This window comes from Nostoc sp. FACHB-888, assembly GCF_014696655.1.
In the GTDB taxonomy this organism is placed as follows: domain Bacteria; phylum Cyanobacteriota; class Cyanobacteriia; order Cyanobacteriales; family Nostocaceae; genus Nostoc.
Map to the genome: position 1 here is coordinate 50,611 of NZ_JACJQM010000029.1, position 24,571 is coordinate 75,181.

Genomic DNA, 24,571 nt, shown 5'->3' on the forward strand with positions numbered 1-24,571 from the left:
AATTGCTCTAACATCTTTGCGAATTTAAAGAATTTTACATCAATAAATACACAAAAATATTTTTGCACCAAGCAAGTTGCTGTTCATTTGTTTTTTACATTTAAAATATAATGCATATGTACTATACATAAATGCTTCTATTTTTTTTTACACTATTAAGCTTCTATTATTTTTAATAAAAATATTATAAAGTTTATGTGTAAATAGTTATTTTTACTGTAAAAATTTAGTATAGAGCTAACATCAACTAAACATTTAATATCAAGCTATTATAATTTAATCTATCTAAGGTATTACAAATTCAGCTCAAATTTTTAAGCTGCATTTAACTTAATATATAAAGCACAATGTATTCAAAAAGCAGCTAGTATCAGTTTAATAAGGGACTAGACATCTGCAACAGACATTTAGTAACTTATAGGCTAGTTGCACCAAAAGTCCGAACTTTAAGAAAAAACGGGGCGGTGTCAGTACTAAGTTTACTAAGTCAATTATCTATGAGAGGTAGTAGCCCCTAATAGACATTTTTATGCTATGCATACGAATGAGAAGAGAACAATAGAAATCGAGTTTTTCCGACTTGTGTGTACATCGTAGATACCGCTACTCTTAAGCAAGGTAGTCACAAAATTGGATATTTTTTTAATTGGAAGTCGTTTACTTCTCAACAAATTCTTTCACTATCGTCATAGCATCAGGAGGAATCTGCGTAATTAGGCGAAATGGAAATGCCGCAGTCGAAGCAAACTGGGCATAATCTGATGTCAGAAAAATAGCGTAGTTTTTAGCTTCTGGAGTCATCTGGAAAGCAAAGGCTAAAGCTATAGCTTTAACGTACTTGCGAACATCTGCTGCTTGTTCACCCACAACTTCACCGCCGCTAATTGGTGTATTTGGTTTTCCTATCTGATCCAAAGTGGTGCTAGGGTCTTTTACACTCAGATGAGTACCCCCAACTATACCAATTAGCCATTTGGGGGATGGGATTTTGTCAAATCCCACAATCTGTTCAGTTAAAGCTGGGGTGGTTTTATCTCCGGAACCTGCTAACACTAGGGTAGGAATTTGCACCTTAGTTAACCCAGTTTCGCCAAACATTAGAGAAGTTGTAGGATTGAGAGCGATCGCCTGTTTGATTCTAGTATCCCGCAGTTGATAGCTATTTTCTGGTAGTTCTTGAGCAATGCACTGCATACCTTCTCCCAGACTTAAGATAGCCAAGTTATTTTTGCAGCGTTGTTTGAGCCGTTCCAGTTGTAATTCGGCTCCAGCAAGCGTTAAAGCTGTACCACCACCAAAAGAATAGCCAACAACCATCGCGTTTGTGGTTGTAAGTTTCCCAGCAACCGGGTTATTCGCTGTTTGGTTGAGCTTTTCTAATTCGTCGAGAACAAAACTAATATCTTGAGGACGATGCAAAAACTCTTGAGGCTTTACAACTCTGGTTTTACCTTGTAATGCTAAGTTAGTATTCGCCTCATTACTACCGGGATGTTCTAAAGCAGCTACTACATAACCGTGGGATGCTAAATGTTCTGCCAGGTAACGCAAGTCTGTGCGGACTGACCCGAAGCCGTGAGAAAAAACAATAACGGGTTTATTGGCATTTGCAGCAGTTGACCAGTAAACATCAACTGGAATTTTCCGGTCGCGCTTTTGGTCATTCAGGCTTAACTTGAGTATTTTTACTTCAGCGCTTCCTGGTTGGCTAGGGTCAAAAGGGAAAGCAATCTGTGGTGTTCCGGGCTGCGGTGTTATAGTGTCGAGTTGGGGAGCGATGGCTAGCATAAATTGCTGGGTACGCCAAAAAGCTGTATTAAAACTCCCTGCAACTATAAAAGCCTGTGGCAAATTAATTTCTAGGCGTTTACTTGGATAAGCAGCGATAAAGCTCAGTATAGAAAGTCCCTGCGGTGCAGTAGAACCTAATACCAACCCTGCTCTCAGTGCTTGCACCCCAGCATTGTCTTCTCGGGCTAAGGCTGTAGCAAAGTCATTGAGAATAGTTGTGCCAATCTGGGTATTAACTAACCTATTAATGGTAACAACATTCATCGGTATATTCATGCCCAGCGCCCCCAAGAAGAAGCGGCGCTGTTGTTCAGATAATCCTTTAGCGTAAGGCTGCAAACTCCCAGGCAATTCCCCAGTTTTTGCAGCCTTTTGCAACTCAGCAAGGGTGATGGTTTCTGTAAATAAGCCCAAACGCACAACAACGGTGTCAGCCGCAATAGCCGAAGTATTTGCCCCGAACTGTGTAAGCACAATCGCACCAAAGAAACCCGCAACTGCCTTAAGACTTCCCCAATTTCTTTCCATAAACATTTATACCAATCCTTGCTTACGGGAATATAACCAATATTTGTGTATTTTACTACCCTATTAATTGCCTATAAATAAAGGTAGATTTTTTCCTGAACTTGAGCGCGATGTCTACGACAGGCTACGTCTACGGACTGATCTCCTCAAAGCATTTGCTGATGCGATCAAAGTTCATCAAAAACATAACAGAAGCAACAAATTGTAGAATTCATTACAGCTAAAAATTTGAGCATAAATCAGTGTTAACAGCCACAAAAGCCTGATTGTTTCTCGGCTAGGTTTAATACTGTAAAGGAGCTACTAAAAGAGGGCAAGCAATGCCTGCGGCGGTAAACTACGCATCTACAATCTGAACTTTTTGTGGGCCGATGCCTTGACTGTAATTTTTTTGACAGTAAGTTTAACCGACCGCTTAATGTTCTGTATTTGCCCTTCATAACGTGTTGCAGGTGAATAGTTATTACTGCTGTAGCTGCACTATCATTACCCATCAAATTCTACCAGCAGCATCAACAATTTCTCTTGGCTTTATGCATCGCAAACTCCGCTATATCTTGATTTTACTGCTCTCCCTGAGTGCTATTACATTGTGGTGGCCTGTGAATGATTCTGATTGCAATTCCAAGACTGTTTTAGCATCAAAAACTACAAAATTTCAAGTAAATGCTACTAAAGTTATTGTTCAGCCGTGGCGTGGTCGTCACAATGTATATGGAATCTTCACGATTCCTGACGAATACAAAAAAGCTCCATTTTTTGTATTAACAGTAAAAGGTGCTGGCAGTTACTGTTCAAAACAATTTGGTCATAAACAAAACTTTAATGGTATTTTTGCTGAACCAGGAAATTATCTGGTAAAAAAGCCTATTAGAACTCGAACGGCTCTGCGGCTGATTATCCAAAGTTTGTACTTTCAGATTAATGATAAAAAAAATTGGACGTTGACTTTTCCTGAACTAAAGGCTAGTACTGCTACGCGGAATTAGTCATTTATTGTTTAATTACGAATTACCAATTATTCGGTCAGCTTGGTGGTCGAGTTTCTAAAACCTCGTTTTTCTCTAACAAGTCAATAGTAGCATTGACTACAATCTGTGCTGCTCCTGTGAAAAACGATCGCTCGATAGTCGCTGGAACATCGCTAGGTTGATGATAGTGTGGAGTACGCAAATTTGCGGTATCTGTCACCAGTACAGCACCTATACCCTGATACCAAAATGGTGCATGGTCGCTACGTAAGGTGTCTGGTGTTAGTAAACCTTTAAAAGGAATTGGTAGTGTTAGGACTGATGGCAGATTTGATTTCTCTTTATCTAGAGTGGTTGAGGGGAGCATCTGTGAGTTTTGAAACGCACTCAGCAAAGGCAAATGTTCTGTATCACCGACTACTACCAAAAAGTCGCCCTTGTCGCTAATTGGGGTAACAGGCAACCCCGCAGGATATTTTTGACAACCAATAGTGTAACATGCATAACCTACCATATCCATGACGAGCGCTCCGCCTAAATTTTGTAAGCGTGCTGTCTTGCTAACGAAAGCCTGACTACCCAAAAGTCCTGCTTCTTCTTGGTCAAAAAAAGCTAGCTGTAACGTTCGTGGTGTAGGACGGGAACCAAGCAACCGAGCTATTTCCAGCATTACGGCTACACCACTGGCATTATCATCAGCACCAGGGGATAAAGCAACAGTATCGTAATGCGCTCCTACGAGAATTGCTTTAGAGGCTTTGTTAGTTCCTACACGTTCAGCAAAAATATTCACACCTTCAGAGAACTTTTCCAATTTGGGCTTCCAGCCTAATTTTGTGAGTTCAGTTGTGATATAAGTGCGAGTAAGCGATCGCTCTGTTGTTGTATAGCGCTGAAAATTTAACTTTTGGATATGGGTTAACAGTCTGTCAGTTGATACTTGTGGGACAATGTTAGCTTTTTTTAACTCCGGCTGTGATTGGGGTGTTTCCACTGGAATGCGCTCAACAATTTCTGGTGACGGACGCTGTTCAAAAAACGTGCTACCTCTGCTACCCACCACGGCAAGTGCCATCAGCACCAACAGCATCAGCCAAATCCATTTTCTCATGTGATTTATCCTTGGCTTCCAGACTTAGGGTAGCGCAAATCCCCAGTCAGAATGAATTAGACTTCTTGCAAAAATATGAATAACCGAAAAGGGAACCACAGATGAACATTGGTGTTATGTGGCTGAATCTCCAAAACATAGACTTTTGCAAAAGGTCTAACATCACACTTGTTAACAAATGTGCTATCGAAACCTGCTCCTACTTAATACAGGAATTCATAAATTTTGTAGCGTTTATAAAGCCTGGCGAGTAGCACGGAAAAGGCTTATACTTCATTATGAATTTGCAAAATCCTATACTTAGCCAATTCCTGATTGGGCAGCTTGGGCTGAACTTCCGGCAGATGTTGGTCAATTGGACATAAAGTACGAGAATTTTTCATTACTACTCGAATGCCATCAGGTGTGACTTGCACGGCAACGATTCCATCAAATTTTGTTAACATGGCTACTAAAAGGGCAGTTAGCAGGCATAAACAGGCATAGTTAAAGTTTCGGTTGATGAATAGATTCACTTTCCCCTCCAAGCGATTAATTTGGTTATCAGCAATAGAAAATAGTGCATGAAGTTGGCGCTTCAAAACATTGCGTCTTAATGGATGTAAAAACATAAAATATGTCTTGAAAAGGCTTGATTTTCGTTACTGACAATATCTTCGCTGACGAAGAGGTAGCAAATTATCAAACCTATACAGGAAGATGATTTTACATATTTATAAGCACAATGCCAGTAAGTTAAGACACTGAGAAGTATTTATTCAGATTAAAAGCCTCATTTATGTGCGACTTTTAATACAATAGCAAATTTTACACATATATTAAGCATTTAAAAGCCTCATTTAATGAAACAATTAAGATTATCCACATAAGTATAAGTCTCCAAACTGCTGTGTTATCGTGATACTAGAACAAGTGAGGCTTTTTACAGGTTTGTAGATGACTCAGATTTATAGGAATACTCTTAAAGACTTAGTTGGCGAAGAAGGCGTGTCTGATAACGAACTAGAAGTTCTGGATTTAGCCTTAAATGGGAAGTCGCCAGCAGAAATCAAGACAATTTTAGGACGGCAGTCTGAAAATGCTGTGCAGAAAACGCTGTCGCGAATCTATACGAAGTTCCGAATCACTGGTGCAGGGCCGGGAAAACTATCTAAATTGCAAAAGATCCTCTCTGACCGTCTTCAAGCCAAGCAAGGTAGACGCAAAGTCTTTATTGCTTGGGCTGGTAGCAATAGTAAGTACCAAGCTGAAAAAGTTAGAGATGTCCTTTTTAAGCATCCACAGATTGAAGCCTTCATTTTAGACATTGATGGAAGTTCAAGATCCGCTTGGCTTCAAGAAACTGAACAGATTCTTTCAACAGTGGACTTTGGTATCCTCTGCTTGCCTAAGGAATGCTTTGGACAAGCATGGGTTAATTTTTTGGTTGGCCTATTTTCTGGAAGACTTCATAATTTCAGACTCTTACGCTTCACTAAAAAAGTTAATTTTGAAATTCCAATTCACTTTCCTTCAATTGATGGAACAGAGAAGAAAAATTTGGCGTATTTACTTTCTGAAATAACTGGTAGTGGCATAGAAGAAGCAAAGGATTGGATCGACTATAAACTCTCTACTTCTAACTGGTTAAACGAATTAATTGAAGAAGAACTGAATAGTCCCCCCCCAAGTCAAGTTCCAAAAGCGAGAATTATTTTAAATACTGTAGAACCAATCTTTAAGAGTAATAATTATTTGCAGAATAACACAATATTCCAACAGCTTGTCATTAATGATATTGCCGATATTGATGAGCGAATTGAAGATTTAAATTCTAATGGCTCAGTTTACTCGATGCCGTTAGAGTTATATCCACGCCGTCTTACTGCATTACAGCAGAAGCTCAAAGTCCGCGTCAAAGCAATAGCGATCGTTGATGGTGTAGAAGCTTTTTGGGCAAGTGACAAAGGAGATGAAGTTGCAAGAACTGCACATCCAGAAAGTGAGAGATTATTTGTTTTTTCAAGTGAGCAAGATTTTGAAAGAGGCTTAAACTTTCTATTACGACATGCTTCTTATTACAAGGTTTTTGTTACAACAAAAGATATTTATATTCCCTATGCAGAAGAATTTTCTTTGAGAGACGTTTCAACTAGATATAATACTAAATCTTTGAATTACAAATTATCAACTCTACCAACCAAAGAATATGCAATTATTGAAACTGATGATGGGAAAAATCAGTTAATTGCATGGTACGAGAATGATAATCTTAGGCAAGACCGGAGTATAAGGTTAGCTAATTTCTCTCCTAAAGTAGGTGAGATTGATCAGTATAAAGAAGTCCTCTCAAATTTCCTGGCACGAGCTAGTAGGAATGATGGTGTCTTTCAAGTAACAGTAGAAAATTCAATTACAAAAGTAAATTTTGATAAAAGCCTGGATAAAATAGTATTTCAAAAGCTTGATATAATTAGACAGAATTTATTCAGAAAATCGCCATACGAATTTATCAAGTTTCCTAAAGAGCTACTTAAAGATTTACAAAAAGTCAGAAACAAATTAAATCGTTTTAAAGATAAGAATGAGGTCATTCAGGAAGCTCTAAAAGTTGTATGTGAGAGACTTAATTCTCAAACAGCTTCTATTTTTCTATTCTCAAAGGATGGACACCTACATCGTCAAAAAATAGTAGGTATTGATGCCAATGGTAAGGAAATAGATGATAAATGGTTTGAAGGCGAAAACTATCTACCTGGTGAAAGTTTCACTGGTCAAGCTGCTCTCCCTCATGAAGATGGATTTGGGCAGCCTCAGTCAGCCAATGATTTGAGAGAAATACCTTTAGATGCCAAAAGTCAAGAGAAATATTCAAAGAAACTCGGAGGAATTTATTCTGCTATTGCTGTTCCTCTAGACGGTCAACATAAAACTTATGGAGTACTTGAAGTAATTAATAAAATTGATCCAAACAAAAGGAAACCTATTCCCAATTCTGGTTTCTCTCAAGAAGAAATTCATTGGTTATATACAATAGGCTCTTCAGTCGCATCTGCAATATCAAATTTACGCAAAAAGCGTCAGGTAAAACTACTTGCGGATTTGTCAGATGCTTTAGTTGGTTATCATAGTAATCTTTCTGATATCCAAGACGCATACAAAACTGTTGTTAACCGTTTAGTTTCAGATGACACAGCCTTTGAAGTATGCATACTACGAGTAAAAAATAAAAATCATTTGCTTGAAGTTGTAGATAAAGCAGGGGCTGAGAGCATTAAATGGGATAAAAGATTAGATGATCCTAGAGGTTATGAAGATGGATTCGTAGGAGATACTCTTAGGCAAAAACGTGCTATCTCACTTACCGGAATAAATGATCAAAACATAGAAAAATTCAAAAACCAAGATTGGATAGTGCTTAACCAATTTAAATCTTTTGGGTGTTTTCCACTCATTTATAAAGAAGAAGTTGTAGGAGCGCTCTCTTTATATACTGGGTATGAATATGATTTTCATCCTGGCTGCAAAGAATTCTTGGAGAGAGTAGCATCCTTAACTGCTGCTTTTATAGGAAGAGTCAAAGAGTCAGAGATAGTTAAGAGTGTAGTTCGGGATCTCAATAATAGCCCCGATACCTCTGACTTATTGCAGCTAAAAGAAGAAGAACTGCGTGAGCAACTTGCTATTATCCAAAAACAACGAGATAGTATTCGGGAAAAACTTGACGCAACCTTTGGAAATCGACATCAATCTAATCATCCAGAGTGTTCTCCCGAAGCTTCTATAGAGATAGTCACAAAGTATTGCTCCTAATGTAATTCTTAACTACATTAGCTCTGGTAATTTCCAAAAGCGTCGGATTTTAATTCTCAGTTACATAGGAATATTTTCCATTGGTGATTTAGTCACCCAATTTTCAGTATCTCACAAAATCACACTGGTATCGTCCTAATCAAGTTTGACAGTTCGTCTTTTGACAGCGATCGCAACTTCATTTATATTGCCCCACTAGAGGAGTGCTAAGTACTGAGTACTAAGCAAAAAAGAAGAGAAAACAATTTCTTCTTAATTCTTCAAAATCTTTATTCCTACACTCAGGACTCATGGCTCAGAACTCAGGAATTTTTTTATGGTAGATTTGTTGCTAATCTCAATCCTGGGGTTCCTAGGGAGTTTTGGGCATTGCTTTGGGATGTGTGGTCCCCTAACAGTGGCGTTTTCTCTGTCTCATCAGCCGAAAGTTCCACACACAGCTTCATTAGGGCGCACATTAACCTTAGAAAAGTCCGGCACTTGGCAACAGCAATTAAAATTTCATATTTTGCTAAACCTGGGGCGGATGTTGAGCTATGGTCTAGTCGGTGCTGGCATTGGGGCGCTAGGTTCGGTATTGCTGCAAGGTGGACAGCTAGCAGGTGTTGGTAGCGACTTCCGGCGTTGGATGGCAATTTTAACTGGCGTAATGCTGATTTGGTTTGGCTTAGGACAAGTAAAACCCGATTTACTGCCGCGCATTCCCGTATTACACCCCTTATTACAAGGTAGTTTACACGATCGCCTCAGCACAGGAATGGTTAAGCTTTCCTTAAAAACCAAATGGTGGACACCAATGCTTTTGGGGATGACTTGGGGTTTAATGCCCTGTGGTTTCCTGTATGCTGCCCAAATTAAAGCTGCTGAAACTGGCAATTTATGGATGGGTGGGGCAACTATGCTAGCTTTTGGACTGGGAACCCTGCCCACGATGCTAGGTGTAGGCGTTTCCACATCATTGGTAAGTAAAGACAGGCGCAGTCAGCTGTTTCGATTAGGCGGTTGGGTGACGCTCATCATTGGCGTTATCACCTTGTTGCGGACTGGTGACACAATGGTAGATTACACCGGACACGCCGCGTTAATCTGCTTAATTTTGGCGCTAATTGCGCGTCCTATTAGTGGCTTGTGGGCTTCACCACTACGTTACCGTCGAGCCTTGGGAGTGGGATCTTTTGTGCTTTCTGTGGTTCACACCGTCCACATGATAGAACACTCATTGCAATGGAAATTTGCCGCCTTTTCTTTCCTGCCGCCAGAATTTCAGTGGGGTATGGCTGCGGGTGCTGTAGCATTGATATTAATGTCCCCCGCCGCTTTTACGAGTTGGGAATCGTTGCAAAAATCTTTGGGCAAGCGTTGGCGACAGATTCATCTATTGGGTGTGCCAGCCTTGCTCTTGAGTGCCATTCATGCTGTGTTGATTGGTTCCCATTACCTGGGTTCCTTGCAATCAACTTGGGGAAATAAATTAGCGGCAGTACTGATGGGAATTGTTACCCTCAATGTCTTGATGGTACGTTCACGCTTTTTTTGGTCAAAGTTAGCCGTAGAAAAGTTTTATGTCCCTCCAACAAAATCGCGGTAAATCATCCTTATTTTCTGGCTCCATCCCAACAAGCCAAAAACAAAGGCTTTACCCGCTCAAAGGCATTTCCTGGAATCAAGGAATAATAAATACTTTATTATTCCTGAGTTGCTTAGTTATACCAATAGCTAATCTTGACCCTGTTTTTGCTCATAAGGTGGAAGTAGCTGGAGATGTCGGTGGCACTCTCCACATTGAACCAAATGATAATCCCCGTGCTGGAGAACCAAGCTTGGCTTGGTTTGCACTTACCCGCAGAGGTGGAAGGGTGATTCCCCTGTCACAGTGTAATTGTCAGTTGGCTGTTTATGCCCAACCTTATGCAGCCGGAGAGCCACCACTATTAGAACCACAGTTAGAACCTGTGGCCGCTGAACGCTATCAAGGCATCCCAGGTGCTGAAGTTGTCTTTCCCAAGCCAGGTATTTATCAGTTGCAACTGAATGGTAAACCACTCTCTGGGGCAAGATTCAAACCCTTTGAGTTCAAATTTGAAGTTACTGTGGCAGGCGGGTCTACACAAAACACACGAAATTTACGAAATGTCAATGGTGATTTAGTAGAGGGTGGATCTCAACAATTACCATTTTGGGCGATCGCACTTCCAATCCTAGGATTTATCGCCATCTTAGTTGTCGTACTGCGAAGCATGAAAGGGAGTGGGGAGTAGGGAGTGGAGAAAGAGGGCAGGGGGCAGGGAGCAGGGGGCAGGGAGCAGGGGGAGAAGAGAAGCAGGGGAAGAGAAATTGCTTAATAATAATCTCTCTTTCCTCCCCTGCATCCCCTGCCTCCCCTGCCTATTTATGTCGCTTCTGATGCCACTGCCACGCATGAGCAACAATATCTTTAATGGATGGATACTGAGGTTGCCAGCCTAAAATTGTTCTAGCTTTCTCGCCACTGCCAATGAGAATTGGGGGATCACCAGGACGGCGATCGCGTTCTTCTACTGCTATCGAAGTTCCTGTAACCTGTTCGGCAGCTGCAATTACTTCTCTGACGGAGAAGCCGCTACCATTACCCAAATTGAAAACTTCGCTATCGTCACCTTTCAATAAATATTCCAATCCTAAAATATGGGCATCTGCTAAGTCGTTAACGTGAATATAATCGCGAATACAAGTACCATCGGGCGTAGGGTAATCAGTGCCGAAAATTGAGATGGATTCTCGTTTGCCTAAAGCGGCCATCAGCACCAAGGGAATCAAATGGGTTTCTGGGTTGTGATCCTCGCCGAGTAACCCACTGGGATTAGCACCAGCAGCATTAAAATAGCGGAAACGCACTGATTTAAAACCGTAAGCAACATCAAAATCAGAAAGAATCCGCTCTACCATTAGTTTTGTAGCGCCATAGGGATTAATCGGATTTTGGGGATGGTTTTCTGGAATAGGTACAAATTCTGGTACCCCGTAGGTAGCACAGGTAGAAGAAAAGACAAATTTCTTCACAGATGCCGTCAGCATCGCTTCTAACAGGGTTAAAGTACCAACAACGTTATTGCGGTAATATTTAGCTGGGTCAGTCACCGATTCTCCTACGTAGGCATAGGCAGAAAAGTGCATCACAGCAGCAATATCGCGGGTTTTAAATAGATGATCTAGCAAGGCGCGATCGCCTGTATCCCCTACTATCAGTTCTACCTGTAAAACTTTTTCTACCAAATCACGATGCCCATAGACCAGATTATCAAGTATGACAACGTTATAACCCGCTTGTTTCAGGGCAAGCACCGTATGAGAACCAATATATCCAGCTCCCCCCGTAACCAAAATGGTAGGTTTTCCAGGCGACATAGTTTTTCCTTTTGAGTCGATTACTCGATTGATTTAGTTTACCGGTACTATATTACTCTTCTGGAAAAATATAAATAATAGACGCAGTGTCAAAAAATTGCACTAAAATCACTACGACGGTAGTCATTGGGTGTGAGGTTTGAGGTATTTTAAGTCAAACAGTGCGATTACAATTTGGCAATAAAATAAATTCATTTCCCGAAACCTCTAGGTTGACGCTTACGGGTGACGCTCCTAGCGTCGCTAAAGCTAAGAAGTCGCTAGTTGTTTTATGCAGGGAAACCATGCACGACATTTCCTCTTGGGGAGCCACTTTTTCTCTAAACAAGAGAAGTGGCGTGGAAATCCTAAGCAAGAAGGACTGTCTTACCACCACATTGGCTCACTGCACCAGAAAATTTGAGAGTTAATCTATGTTTCTATTGTTAAGCCGAGTACTGTTGTGGCTGCTGATTGGCACTATCGTATATTCTCTGTTCCAGCGATTTTATCCTTCTGGAAGTTTTGTAGGGCGATTAATCCTAGTCGTTATCTTGGTAATCGTAGCCCTATCATTTCTTAACCCCAATGAACCAGCTGTGGCATCGTTATGGAGGATGCTGTCTTTTCCACTCAGACCTCTAGGAGCCTCTGTTTTAATGATGATTTTTGCAGCTCAGAGAATCAAAGGAGGCGGAATAGACAAACCAGGAGGATACTTGATAGGTTGGGCACTGACGATTTTGCTGTTAGCAAGTACACCAGCAGTCGCCTATTTCCTTTATCGCGCACCTCTAGCAATGGCAGGTGAAACCTATGTAGCAACTGTTACACCAACATCTGGGACACTAGTGGCATTAGGGCAACAAACCACCACGGCGAAAATCTCAGATGTAATGGGGGATAGCATTATTTCTTATAATCTGAGAGTGCCTCCCTACCTATTACAAGGAAATCCTCAAGATATTCGCACACGCGGTTTAAGGCTTGAAGACTTTGTACCGAATGCCGAAACGTTACTATTGACAACAAGAACTTGGGAAAGTTATCTAGCTGAAGTTTACAGGTTCATGCGTGTTCAGAGGTAACAAACTAAAAGAGAAGTCAGAATTCAGAATTCTGAATACAGAATGCAAGACGCTCCTAACCGTTGCGTTAGCGACGTAGAAGCGTCTGACTCGTTAACGCTGCGCTATCAGTGGGAGATTTAACCCGCCACTGATTGTTCGCATAGCATCCCGTAGGGAAGACCACCAAATTTAAAATTTAGTGGGAAAATTTAGTGGGGGACTTAAACCCGTTTATTCATCTACCCTGCAAGAAAGCTAAGAGCGAACAAGTGACGCTCGTCCGTAGCTAGCGCTCTGCTAACGGCAGTCGCACAGAATTAAATACTGAATTTTGGCTCCTGACTTCTGAATTGTTTCTTGTTAATTTCCAAGTGATATTTCCTCTACATAGCTGTCTGCTTCGACTAGCAGTTAATCTAGGATGATAAAGTAGCAAAATTGCTTTAATGGCAAAATTTCGACGAATCGCTAAACTCAGTGCTTACCTACGACCCCATTGGCGAGAGACGTCCTTAGGGATTCTCGCTTTATTTTCTGTCAATGCACTGGGCGTTTATATCCCTTGGTTGATTCGTGGTGGTGTTGATAAACTGTCGACAACCTTCAACTGGGATGAAATACTACATTACGTAGTAATTATTATTTTGCTCAGTTCGGCAATGTGGCTAATGCGGATGGCATCCCGCATTTGGCTGTTTGGGGTGGGGCGTCAGGTGGAATTTGACCTGAAACAACGGATTTTTGAACACTTACTCAAGCTGGAGCCAGCTTATTTTGCTAGTAACAGTGCTGGCGATTTGATTAATCGGGCTACCAGTGATGTGGACAATATCAAGCGATTGTTGGGTTTTGCAGTCTTGAGTTTGGCAAATACGGTGTTTGCCTACACTCTGACGTTGCCAGTAATGCTGGCGATTAGTGTGGATCTGACACTAGCCTCTCTGGCGGTGTATCCTTTTATGCTCTTGTTAGTGAGTCTGTTTAGCGATCGCTTACGCAAACAACAAGCAGCAGTCCAAGAGCAACTCTCTGAGATCAGCGAACTCATCCAAGAGGATATCAGTGGCATTGCCTTAATTAAAATCTATGCCCAAGAAGCAAACGAGCGTCGAGCGTTCGCCAAGAAAAATCAGCAGCTATTGAATGCTAACCTGGAACTGGCAAAAATCCGAAATACACTATTTCCGCTAATTGGCGGGCTAGCCAATATCAGCTCGCTGGTAATCATCTGGCTAGGGGCGGCGCGGATGTCCTCTGGGACACTTCAGGTTGGCGACTTTTTAGCATTGTTAATTTATGTAGAGCGTCTAGTTTTCCCCACAGCCATTTTAGGATTCACAATTACGGCTTACCAACGGGGTGAAGTTAGTATCGATCGCCTTGAATCTATTCTCTCTGTTACACCGAAAATCCAAGACAAAGCCGATGCCATACATTTACCAGTGGCTGAACTTAAAGGAGAAGTGACAGCTAAAAATCTCACCTATACTTACCCTGGTTCCACGACTCCATCTTTAGAAAATGTTAACTTTACCATTGCTCCCGGAGAAACCGTGGCCATTGTTGGGGCAATTGGTTCGGGAAAATCCACTTTAGCGAATGCTTTGCCGCGCTTGTTGGATATTGAATCAGGACAATTGTTTTTAGATGGGCTGGATATTACTAAGATAGCTTTGGCGGATTTGCGAGGTGCGATCGCCTACGTTCCTCAGGATAGCTTTTTATTTAGTACTACAATCAAAAATAATATCCGTTACGGTGACCCAATTAGCGAACAAGAGCAGATAGAATCTGTTGCTAAACTTGCCCAAATTGAATCAGAAATTGATAATTTTCCCCAGCAATATGAGACTCTTGTTGGTGAACGCGGTATTACGCTTTCTGGTGGTCAACGACAACGTACTGCCTTAGCTAGGGCGATGCTGGTCAATGCTCCAGTGCTAATTTTAGATGATGCCCTCTCTAGTGTGGATAATCAAACAGCCACGCAAATCCTCAGAAATCTCTCTGGTGGTAGTGTACGCAAAACAGTAATTTTCATTACCCACCAATTATCGGCAGCGGCAGCTGCTGACCGAATTTTTGTGATGGAAAAAGGAAAAATTGTTCAGATAGGCAATCACTTAGAACTGGTGCAACAACAGGGTCTATATAGAACTTTGTGGAGCCAGCATCAGGTTGAAGAATTACTGCACTAGTACCGCAAAGCGGAAGTCAAAAGTCAAAAGTCAAAAGTATTATGGAATAAGCTGTTTAGGACTTTTCAATAGTCTGCTTATTTCCGCTATCCTGCACTAGTACCACATTTAATATTAGGGACAATTTTTTATCCAGCGTGTATAATTTATCATTTAATATTTAAAAATTACCTCGTTTGATAATATATGCTGGAATTTTTGCAAAATTTTTTGACTGATAGCTCATTTATTCCACATGGACATTGTTACCTCTGGAAGCCGAGTTTAGTGTGGCTAAACATCATTTCAGATTCTCTAATTGCTTTGGTGTATTATTCTATTCCCATCGCCCTTGTTTACTTTGTCCACAAGCGAAAGGATTTCCCTTTCAAATGGATACTTTTATTATTTGGAGCTTTTATCATCTCTTGTGGTACAACCCATGTGATGGATGTATGGACGCTTTGGCATCTAACTTACTGGCTGTCCACTTTCATCAAATTTATTACGGCTATTATCTCACTATATACAGCGATCGCACTGTTACCCATCATTCCCCAGGCTCTGGCTTTGCCAAGTCCGGCACAACTAGAAGCAGCTAACTGCCAACTGAAACTAACCTTAAAGGAACTTGAAAATACGCAAGCTCAACTGATTCAAACTGAAAAAATGTCTTCATTAGGGCAATTAGTTGGAGGTATTGCCCATGAAATTAATAACCCTGTGAATTTTATTGACGCTAATATTGTTATTATCAATGAATATACTAAAAATTTACTCAGTTTGATTACACTTTTTCAAGAATGCGATCGTCATTTAGGATCAGAAATTCAAGCTTTTATTGAAGAAATTGACCTTGATTTCATTAAAGAAGACGTACCGAAAATCTTATCTTCCATGAAAATGGGAGCCGGGCGCATTTCTAAGCTAGTGTTATCTTTGCGTAACTTCTCGCGGCTAGATGAAGCTGACAAAAAAGAAGTTGATATCCACGATGGTCTTGATAGCACTCTCTTGATTTTGCAAAATCGCTTGGAAGCCAAAATAAATCATCCAGATATTCAAGTTATAAAAGAATACGGCAAGTTGTCTAAAGTCGAGTGCTATCCTGGACAACTCAATCAAGTATTTATGAATATTTTGAATAATTCTATTGATACTTTGATAGAATCAGTAATTGGTTGTCAGTTGTTAGTGGATAATGCCAAAATAACTGGCAATCAACAACTGAGAACTAAAGCTAAGGCTCCCCAGATTCGCATTTGCACTGAGGTTTTAGACAGCAATCAAGTGATAATTCGGATTGCTGATAATGGCTGTGGTATGACAGAAACAGTAAAGCAAAAAGTTTTTGACCCCTTTTTTACAACTAAACCTGTTGGTTCAGGTACAGGTTTAGGGATGTCGATCAGCTACCAAATTATCAACAAACATGGTGGTCAACTCAAGTGTGTTTCTACACCGCTTCAAGGCACAGAGTTTATCATCCAGATTCCGATTCAAATAAAGTCTGTTTTATGAAAATTTGGTCTATCCATCAAGACGTAAAATAGGCAATCTAAAACACTACCGTTTTGGGAATTGCAGAGAAGTATTTAGTTAAAGTTTTTGCTTTATTTAACTTATACAAATTTATAAAAATCAGAACTATTTTCTGAAAAAGCCTGTCCAATAATAAGTTATGCTGCAAAAATTCTAGGGATGATGATAAGCACAAAAATAATATACATATCTTTATTCCTCTTTTTGATGATTGCTTTGTTTTGGCTCAAAGAGAAGCCAACTGAGGCAAATTCCTTGCAAGTAACTGAACAGCAGACAATTAGAGTTTTATTTATTGGCAACAGCTATACCTATGTCAATGATCTTCCTTGGTTAACACAACAGTTGGCTGAGTCGGCAAAAGAAATTAGAATGCTCGAAACTGAAATGGTTGTGGTAGGTGGAGCTACCCTCAAAAGCCATTGGAAACGTGGTAAAGCACTTAGGCTATTGAGAGCGAAACAATGGGACTACGTGGTACTCCAAGAGCAAAGTACCTTACCGATTACCAATCCAAAAGAAATGTACAAGTACGCTAGTCTGTTTGATGCCGAAATCAAGCGAGTGAATTCTCAAACAGTGTTCTACTTGACTTGGGCAAAGCAAAATCAACCAGAAACGCAACAGATATTGACTGATTCATACATGGCAATTGCTAGAGAACTGAAAGCCAAAGTTGCACCTGTTGGAATAGTTTGGCAAAAAGTTCAGGAAGCTAATCCGAAATTGAACCTTTATAATCCAGATCAAAGCCACCCTAGCCCTATTGGCTCTTACGTAGCAGCATCTGTATTTTATACAACATTTTACCAAGGAAGCCCGGTAGGATTGAGTCGTCGTATATACAGTAGTCAATTTAATACCCCACAAGAGGGCAACACAGTTGAACTGGAAAGTTTAAGTGAAACAGATGCCCAAATAATTCAAAATTTAGTTGAAGACATCGTCAGAAAGATAGAAGGGCAGACTTTTGCGTAGTTTCAAATAAGTTCGGATAAAGTATTTTGGGAGCAATGTCTGCGACGGGCAACTCATAGAGAGGCTACGTAGCCTATTATCATGAAAAGTTTTGTAATAACCGTAGCTTTACATAATTTGATGAAGCTAGTGTAATCTAACGTAGTAATCACGTTAGTTTTTTTGTGTGTATGGGTAGTATAAATTACCGAAAAAACTAATTTGGCAGACGGTAATGTTCAAAACTCAATTATCACAATCCCGTGCTTGGGGGGAATTTTACACCTTGAAGTTAATGCATCGCCATATTGGAGCGATCGCAGTTCTAATTTTAATTAGCTTACTGAGTTCATTGAGTGGAACACCAGTTGATCGTACCATCTCTAACTGCTGGGAGGGCTTTATCTGGGGACTAGCAGATCCAGTAATTAGCTTGGATTGTTTAGTTGGTATTGTTGCTATTGGCTTACTCTCATCTGTATTTATTCGTGGCGCTGCGATCGCTGGATGTTTTGTCTTAGCAGCAATCTTGGGGATTGTAATTCATTCATTTCAGTTAAATTTACCAGGCACAGAAATAGCTATCGCCATTTCTACCATTGTTTTTGGTACTATGCTGATGCTGCCAAATCAACCAAACTTTATAGTACTTGCTTTGGTAGGCGTTAGTGCTGGTTTATTTCAGGGTTACGCCGATGCTGAATCTATTATTGGGGCAGGAACGATGCCATTAATTGCCTATATACTAGGCATTACCTTAACTCTGTTTACGGTTGCCATGAGTGCCAGAGAAATTGGTAGTGCAATGGGTATGGGAGAAATCAACCGAATTTTACCCTGGAAAATTACCATTGCTGGCTTTGCTTTCTGTGCGATCGGGATTGTATTTTTGAGCAATTCGATAATTTAGATATTTCAATTCAGTGGAATACATTCATTCGTGGGGGCGTACACCTAGCTGTGCGCCCCCACTACGCCTTTAGAATAATTTAAATCTTTACCGATGGAAGTTGTCCAGCAAGCAGCACAGCGTTTTAATGAAATAAGGTGATGCATCTCTGCGCTAATCTAGAGGCTATAGCTAACAAAAACTTATGACACCTGAAGAAATTGCGAGTACGCTAACAGAATTATTTGGCACATCTGCTGTTGATGCTTTGGTGCAGCCCGTCGTAGAGATCGCTGCTGGATCTTGGCAAATAGATACTTCTACTTTTCGGCTGTTAGTGCTGCTTTCCGAAGATAATACTTGGCTGCGAGTTTTACTGCCTATTGTGCCTATCCAAGAAGCCCAACCATTTTTAGGACAGTTCTTAGAAGCCAACTTTGATGAGACTCAAGAAGTACGTTACGCTTTGTATGAAGGGGTAATTTGGGGAGTATTTCAACATAACACTGACAGTTTAGTGAGTGCAGATTTTTCCAATGCAATTAATCGACTTGTATCTCTCCATGAGGCTGGATTAAATGATGTTTTTAATAGACTAATCGAAAGTCGTATCCGGCAAATTATTGAAGCAGCAAAGCAGCAAGGACAATCTCTGCAAGCTACTATGCAAAGCTTGGAACGCTTTTACGCCGAAGGATTATTGGGTGAAGTAAACCAGACTTCAGATGCGCGAGAAGAAGTTTTAACTGCTTGGCGGCGTCAGTTAGAAAAATTATGGAATGAAAGTTGATTTCAATTTTTAATAGTAATTCTTATCCGCGCCCAGTTTACATATTAAAGTAATTTACACATATATTTATTCACATGGATATCATTGAAATCCTCAAAGAAGACTATCAAAGATTCCCAGAAAATCAAACTTACAGCATTTACGCCCCAGACGTTTATTTTCAAGACCCACTGAATAAATTTCATGGCGTTAAACGTTACAAAAAAATGATTAATTTCATTCAAACTTGGTTTTTAGATCCCAAGATGGACTTACATAATATTCAACGTTTAGGAGAGACAATAAAAACTGAGTGGACACTCAGTTGGAATACTCCTCTTCCCTGGAAGCCACGGATTTCTATTCCTGGTTGGAGTGAATTAAGTCTCAACTCGAATGGTTTGATTGTCTCTCATGTCGATTATTGGAATTGTTCACGCTTAGACGTATTAAAGCAACATTTATAGAGCTTCTGGATATGAGCGTTCCGGTTAGAGTTTAGAAACAGTAGTTGCACCGACTGCCATGACTTCAGACCATTAGCTCAGACGATTGTCATCTAAAACTAGAAAACTCCTCACAGTGTTTGAAATATTTGGTTATCGGAAATCTGCATTGATTGGTTATAAATACAGCCAAGCTCACACAAGCGCAGAAATTAGGGACTTCCAGTTAAAAAAACATCCCATCCCTGCGGAACGCTGCGCGTTGGCGGAAGCCTCTCGCAGAGAAGGCGTTAGCCTGCGGCAAGTCGCTTTGCGTCTACGTTAAAAAATTGACTTTAGCAAAGAGTATTAGGCTTAACGGAACTGTATTAACGCTTAGGCGTAGCTGACTTCCCACATTCCGTGAAAAGTCACTTCCTGTTCCTATGCTCCACATGGGAACGAGAGAACAATAAAAAATCGAGCTTTTTTCCATCCTGAAAGTGCGCCTTGTACATAAACTGCTGATTACAAGCTGCTACGCGTGTATGTATTTCAATCAGAAGCCATTATCAGCAACATCGCAACATCATAATTAATGTCAAAGTAATTATTCAAAAAAGCATATACCATACCTGAATTAAGAGAAATTACCCAGATTTATATATTAACTTTTTAAAAAATAAAATTATTCACTAATTTTACTGAACCAGAAAACAGCCTTACTAAGCCAAACTATTTATAGAACACTTTCTAAGGAATATATTTATGTCCCGTTGAAAACGTACATCAGTATTCTAGAAAAAGCTGAATTAAGTTCAACTGGGCTGAAAGCAATAGTCAAAAATTTCGTTTTTTATATTTTAGATTGACCCAATGACTTCAGATAGTTGCTCTGAATAAATAATCTTCGATTTTGGATAGTATAATTTTGCTCGCATTTAAATTCTGAGGCAACTCTTACAAGACGGGCAAAAATAAACATTTTTTAATTTTGACTTTTTCAATCCAAAATCTAAAATCTAAAATTCGATAAAAAACACTGCTTTTAAGCATAGCCAAAACGGCATGAAAGATTAAATTGCGCGTGGTATCTGTGATAGCGGTGTCCACAAAAGCAGCTTAAGGCGCCTCAATCTGGTGCAGGATAAGTCTCAAATAAGAACTGCTAAAACCGTCTGGTATAGCAGGGCAAGAGGCAGAAAGCATTGGTGAATAACCTTTTTAGCAAGACTACATCGAGGATGAGCAAACCCCACTTGTTTATTAAAACATTTGTTATCGGCTGCTGCGATACCTTTGGTGGGCTTTGCCTACGCAATTTCTTCTATTCCTGATGCTCTTTGATAAGGAAGGTTTATATACAGCTAATATCATGCAATACAATGCATATAAAATTATGCATTTTGTAAGATAGCCTCATTTCTAATGATGTTTAAAGTACTGTGATTTGGGAATTTCAACGATTTTCCTTGTCTAATTTTTGATTAGAGTTTATAGTGTTACGGTGTTTTCCCTGGCAATTTATCGGCAGATTTTTATCATGATTTATTCTCACCAATTGCAGAAGTATTTGGCGCATTTCTCTTTGTCTGTAGTATTATTAGCTGATTTATTAATCACGCTAAAAGCTCCGCCAGCGTTTGCCCAAACGGTAAATTCATCTATCGGTAATGCTGTAACATTCAGTTGCAATGATAGTGAAGCGACAATAAAAGCTAAAAATGGGCCTAGAGTATTATATGGAAGTTCAGCCGTTTACATTGGTTATCAGCAAGTATCATCTACTAACCAAAATCCTGTGACAATCCGTTTTAATAGTGGCATCAAATCATGGTGTAGAACTGATTACGAAACAACAAATGACGATGGTAGAGGTTACGGATTGTATTGGGATGGGGGCAATGTTTTATATGGCGTTTACTCTTCCACCGGTAGTCAGACTGGTAATGATTTTCGCCGCTTTGCAACTGGGCGTTGGTTGACTAGTTATGGTAACGGAGGCGGGCCAAAAGTTGCAGTTATAGCCCGGATCAATCCAGACAATGGCGAGGTTAATTATGCAACATTTTTAACTTCCAAAAAGCCAACTGATGGAAAAACTAACTCTCTACTTGTCCAAAACCTATCATGGAATGGCACAAATTTGACTGTGCAAGCACAGTCATGGTGGACTCCCCGTGGGGCTAATACAAATCCTATGACTTGCTCTGGTTCATCACCTTATCAATACACAGCAGTATTTACTGGCGATTTAACAAGGGTGAACTCGGCTTCAGCTCCTACCTGTAATTAAAGGGTAAGGATTCAGTTATCCAATTGAAGAAGCATATTTTTTCTAGTTGTTTAGGAATTGACAAAAGCGATCGCTCTTGGTAATTTTAGTGCGATCGCTCTTTCTCATTTATCTACTCCTAATTTTTCCCATGCGGACGATGAATAATTGTCTCTAAAACTCGCCGCTTGGCCTTTGTATCAATCCCTACTAAGCGGATATACTCACCGCTATATTCTGCCAAAGTTGCTTCCAAGTTTGAGATTGCATCAGACTCGGCATCAATGTGGCTATGAACACAGCTTTGCCAAGAACCTGTGCGGAAACGGCGCTCATCTACGTGTTCAATACTAATTTTGTAACCTTGAGATAATAATTGCCGAATCTGTTCTTGTGTCTCTAGAGTCAAATGTGGACTTGATACTTCTTGTTTCTGGAATCCATTAGTTTTTGCTTCTTGAGTTGCACCATTGCTTGATGGCTGATTAATTGGTGTTACAGCAGCAGGTTGTGCAGATTGAGAATTTCTACCTCGATTGAGTCGGTTGTAATCATCAACCAAATGGGAATTTTCCACCCGTTTTTGTTCACCAACGAGGAAATTACCAGACTCGATTAAGTGAGACAGCCTGAAATCTGGCTTTTTAAATTCTGGTGGCCCTTCAACGCTGTTAACGATATTCAAGGATACTTGCTCAAAACCTACTTGATGGATGTAGTTGCGGATTTGTTCGTCATAAATGCGCGATCGCAAAGCGCTAAAAAAGTCAATGGACTGATTGACAAAAGTATCAACTAGCTGTTCAACTTCCTTCTGTGACAGTCCATCCGGTTCAAAAATCCCTTTGACAATTCCCACCTTATCGTCTCGGTTTGGTTCCCAGTAGAATTTCTCCATCCGTCCATCCCGAATTAACGGTGCATAGAGGGTGGAAAAATCATTACCTGTGACAATAATCGGTACACGATGTAAAGGCGTGGAATCATAGCTTCCAGGTAATTGTACATCTGTGGGATTATCAGCAATATTCATCAGTGTGGCATTCACCAACTGCGTATTTACAGTATATTGAGTGCCTTCATCAAAGCGTCCAGCCCCTGCATCTAAATCGTTAATCATCAGTACACACATTTTGCCGCGTACTTTGATCAGTTCTGCTGTTTCCCGATAGCGCAGCCGAATCAACCGCGCTGGATCTCCTGCATCTGGACTTTCCAACTCGCCGCCAGAAATGTTAGTCACTTCGATACCCATTTTCTCGAAGACTAATTGACATTGAAATGTTTTGCCTTCTCCTTTGCGTCCGTGAATACCTAAAATCACCGGGACTCGCACGCCAGGAAGCTTTAGAAAGTTTTTGGTGATGTGGACAGCCAATTTGTCCAGAAACCGAGGAGCGATGTAGTAACCCATAAAATTATTTTTGCCTAGCACTGCTTAAAGTAATGTTAAGTTTTTTTGGTGGTGACTGTTTATTTATCTTTTGGTAGAAAAGCAACGCTATTTACCATACACGTCTTATTGGATATGCATCAAAAATTTTATCGACACTCAGTAATGGTATATTTTCCACTACCGATTGTGCAATTAAAATTCGGTCAAATGGATCACGGTGATGTAAGGGTAGTGTGGCAACAACAGCAACATGGCTAATTTTGATATCGAGTAACTTAAAATCGTTCAGGTTGAGTTGCTGTATTATGAATATCTCAAATGGCTGATTGAAACTAAGCTTGCCTAAATTCTGCTTAATAGCTATTTCCCATAGACTAGCGATACTTAGTAAAATTTCATTATTCTCATTCATTATTGATTAATTCTACTACTTGATTACTAAGTCTTGAATTATCTGTCACATACCAAATAAAAGTATGTGTATCCAGCAGGAATCTCATTCCATATATTCCTTAAACTCTTCGAGTGGTGCATCAAAGTCATCAGATATTGTAATTAAACCCTTTGCGCTTCCAGGTTGACGGCGGTGTTTAAGTGGCGACACAGGAGTTAATTTCACCAAAGGTTGATTATCTTTGATAATGATAATTTCCTCACCTCCGAGTGCTGCTTCAATTAAGTCGGGTAGATTTTTAGATGCTTCAGTTAGAGTAATTTGCTGCATAGTTACCACCTTTGGATATCAAAATTAGGTGCTACCACTATGCTAACTTTGAATGTTTGATTAAGTCAGAGGAAACCAATTTAACCAAGCGTCCCAATTTTCTACTATTTGGGCAAACTCTGTATAACCGGCTGCTCTTGGATGAACACCATCATTAGCTCTTGCTTCATTAATCCAGATATTTGATTTTCCTAATATTGGAAAAACGTCTAAATAAGGCACATTTAATTCTTTACAAATTAAAGCATATTGCTTAGATAAATCTGTAGTTCTCTGCTTTCTTTGAGGATCTTCTTGTTCTGCGTATGGTGCAGGCCCAATCATCAAAACAGGATATAACTTTTGAGCTTCACTTAAAATTTCATGGGCATTTTTGAGCGAATCTGCCAAATCTACGCGAGTTTTACTATTTTCTACTGTTGTGTCATTCAATCCAAAAGAAAATACAACTCTGCCATCATATTCTTTGGGTAAACGAAGTGATACTTCCTGTAACCAACGCTTTGATATATCAGTACTCGTATCACGCCTAATTCCTAAATTATAGTAAGTAATGTCATAACCTTTTTTATTAGCATTAGCAGATACTCTACCTGTCCAACCAAGACATTCTTGATCGCCAGTACCATTAACAAAAGAGTCACCAACAAAGCAAATTCTTACTTCCGGCAGATGCTGTAATTCCATTTATTATATTAAAAAAAGCAGAGGTTTACGCAAAGGGGTGCTGAGTTATTCTCTGCGTTGCTCTGCGTTTTCCTTTGCGTCCCTCTGCGTTTCAAAAAAAATCT

The 24,571-nt window shown here is 40.0% G+C and carries 21 protein-coding genes; 13 read left to right on the forward strand and 8 right to left on the reverse strand.

The genetic code is table 11. The features are described from left to right. Positions 1-657 precede the first annotated feature (657 nt). Entirely contained in the window at positions 658-2,319 is a 1,662-nt protein-coding gene (locus H6G26_RS18910; protein WP_190730722.1) for an alpha/beta hydrolase, read from the reverse strand. Between the two features lie 533 nt (positions 2,320-2,852). Between H6G26_RS18910 and H6G26_RS18915 the strand changes: the two genes are divergently transcribed. Then, on the forward strand, positions 2,853-3,308 hold the full coding sequence (locus H6G26_RS18915; protein ID WP_190730755.1) for a hypothetical protein: 456 nt from the start codon (positions 2,853-2,855) through the stop codon (positions 3,306-3,308). Positions 3,309-3,345: 37 nt separating this feature from the next. Here H6G26_RS18915 and H6G26_RS18920 read toward each other — a convergent pair whose 3' ends face one another. Both H6G26_RS18920 and H6G26_RS42680 read right to left on the reverse strand, forming a co-directional pair. Then, on the reverse strand, positions 3,346-4,401 hold the full coding sequence (locus H6G26_RS18920; protein ID WP_190730723.1) for a M28 family peptidase: 1,056 nt from the start codon (positions 4,399-4,401) through the stop codon (positions 3,346-3,348). Positions 4,402-4,667: 266 nt separating this feature from the next. Beyond that, the gene (locus H6G26_RS42680; protein WP_242053794.1) at positions 4,668-5,012 is read right to left on the reverse strand and encodes a hypothetical protein; all 345 of its coding nucleotides are present in this window, start codon (positions 5,010-5,012) and stop codon (positions 4,668-4,670) included. A 325-nt stretch (positions 5,013-5,337) separates the two neighbouring features. Here H6G26_RS42680 and H6G26_RS18930 point away from each other — a divergent pair, with 325 nt between their 5' ends. From H6G26_RS18930 to H6G26_RS18940, 3 genes are all read left to right on the forward strand, one after another. Beyond that, the gene (locus tag H6G26_RS18930) at positions 5,338-8,193 is read left to right on the forward strand and encodes a GAF domain-containing protein (RefSeq protein ID WP_190730724.1); all 2,856 of its coding nucleotides are present in this window, start codon (positions 5,338-5,340) and stop codon (positions 8,191-8,193) included. A 316-nt stretch (positions 8,194-8,509) separates the two neighbouring features. Further along, positions 8,510-9,781 (forward strand): sulfite exporter TauE/SafE family protein, encoded by a 1,272-nt coding sequence (locus H6G26_RS18935; protein ID WP_190730725.1) that lies wholly within the window; start codon positions 8,510-8,512, stop codon positions 9,779-9,781. After that, positions 9,756-10,451, forward strand: a complete 696-nt coding sequence (locus H6G26_RS18940; RefSeq protein WP_190730726.1) for a hypothetical protein — start codon at positions 9,756-9,758, stop codon at positions 10,449-10,451. The genes H6G26_RS18935 and H6G26_RS18940 overlap by 26 nt, the downstream gene beginning before the upstream one ends. Before the next feature lie 127 nt (positions 10,452-10,578). Here the strand turns inward: H6G26_RS18940 and galE are convergent, their stop codons facing one another. Further along, positions 10,579-11,577 carry a UDP-glucose 4-epimerase GalE gene (galE, locus tag H6G26_RS18945; protein WP_190730727.1) on the reverse strand — a complete coding sequence of 333 codons (999 nt, stop codon included), beginning with the start codon at positions 11,575-11,577 and terminating at the stop codon, positions 10,579-10,581. A 413-nt stretch (positions 11,578-11,990) separates the two neighbouring features. On the opposite strand from galE, the gene H6G26_RS18950 reads away from it, so the two are divergent. The 9 genes from H6G26_RS18950 to H6G26_RS18990 all read left to right on the forward strand — a co-directional run bounded on the left by H6G26_RS18950 (position 11,991) and on the right by H6G26_RS18990 (position 21,681). After that, a complete protein-coding gene (locus H6G26_RS18950; protein WP_190730728.1) occupies positions 11,991-12,644 on the forward strand; it encodes a hypothetical protein in 654 nt (217 codons plus the stop codon). 428 nt (positions 12,645-13,072) lie between these two features. Further along, positions 13,073-14,824 carry an ABC transporter ATP-binding protein gene (locus tag H6G26_RS18955; RefSeq protein ID WP_190730729.1) on the forward strand — a complete coding sequence of 584 codons (1,752 nt, stop codon included), beginning with the start codon at positions 13,073-13,075 and terminating at the stop codon, positions 14,822-14,824. Between the two features lie 186 nt (positions 14,825-15,010). Next, a complete protein-coding gene (locus tag H6G26_RS18960; RefSeq protein ID WP_190730730.1) occupies positions 15,011-16,324 on the forward strand; it encodes an ATP-binding protein in 1,314 nt (437 codons plus the stop codon). A 180-nt stretch (positions 16,325-16,504) separates the two neighbouring features. Next, positions 16,505-17,323 (forward strand): SGNH/GDSL hydrolase family protein, encoded by an 819-nt coding sequence (locus tag H6G26_RS18965; RefSeq protein ID WP_206757545.1) that lies wholly within the window; start codon positions 16,505-16,507, stop codon positions 17,321-17,323. A 214-nt stretch (positions 17,324-17,537) separates the two neighbouring features. After that, the gene (locus tag H6G26_RS18970; protein ID WP_190730732.1) at positions 17,538-18,212 is read left to right on the forward strand and encodes a HupE/UreJ family protein; all 675 of its coding nucleotides are present in this window, start codon (positions 17,538-17,540) and stop codon (positions 18,210-18,212) included. Positions 18,213-18,396: 184 nt separating this feature from the next. Continuing rightward, positions 18,397-18,981 carry a hypothetical protein gene (locus H6G26_RS18975; RefSeq protein WP_190730733.1) on the forward strand — a complete coding sequence of 195 codons (585 nt, stop codon included), beginning with the start codon at positions 18,397-18,399 and terminating at the stop codon, positions 18,979-18,981. A gap of 74 nt (positions 18,982-19,055) precedes the next feature. Continuing rightward, the gene (locus H6G26_RS18980) at positions 19,056-19,427 is read left to right on the forward strand and encodes a DUF2358 domain-containing protein (protein WP_190730734.1); all 372 of its coding nucleotides are present in this window, start codon (positions 19,056-19,058) and stop codon (positions 19,425-19,427) included. Between the two features lie 85 nt (positions 19,428-19,512). Continuing rightward, on the forward strand, positions 19,513-19,731 hold the full coding sequence (locus tag H6G26_RS18985; protein ID WP_206757546.1) for a hypothetical protein: 219 nt from the start codon (positions 19,513-19,515) through the stop codon (positions 19,729-19,731). 1,197 nt (positions 19,732-20,928) lie between these two features. Continuing rightward, on the forward strand, positions 20,929-21,681 hold the full coding sequence (locus H6G26_RS18990) for a hypothetical protein (RefSeq protein WP_190730736.1): 753 nt from the start codon (positions 20,929-20,931) through the stop codon (positions 21,679-21,681). Between the two features lie 118 nt (positions 21,682-21,799). On the opposite strand, the gene H6G26_RS18995 is transcribed toward H6G26_RS18990, so the two are convergent. From H6G26_RS18995 to H6G26_RS19010, 4 genes are all read right to left on the reverse strand, one after another. Continuing rightward, complete coding sequence (locus H6G26_RS18995) at positions 21,800-23,074, reverse strand: ribulose bisphosphate carboxylase small subunit (protein ID WP_190730737.1); 1,275 nt, start codon at positions 23,072-23,074, stop codon at positions 21,800-21,802. A 91-nt stretch (positions 23,075-23,165) separates the two neighbouring features. Further along, positions 23,166-23,468, reverse strand: a complete 303-nt coding sequence (locus H6G26_RS19000) for a type II toxin-antitoxin system VapC family toxin (RefSeq protein ID WP_347242478.1) — start codon at positions 23,466-23,468, stop codon at positions 23,166-23,168. Between the two features lie 84 nt (positions 23,469-23,552). Next, positions 23,553-23,780, reverse strand: coding sequence for a type II toxin-antitoxin system prevent-host-death family antitoxin (locus H6G26_RS19005; RefSeq protein ID WP_190730738.1), 228 nt, complete (start codon positions 23,778-23,780; stop codon positions 23,553-23,555). Positions 23,781-23,840: 60 nt separating this feature from the next. After that, positions 23,841-24,467 (reverse strand): GDSL-type esterase/lipase family protein, encoded by a 627-nt coding sequence (locus H6G26_RS19010; protein ID WP_190730739.1) that lies wholly within the window; start codon positions 24,465-24,467, stop codon positions 23,841-23,843. Positions 24,468-24,571 lie beyond the last annotated feature (104 nt).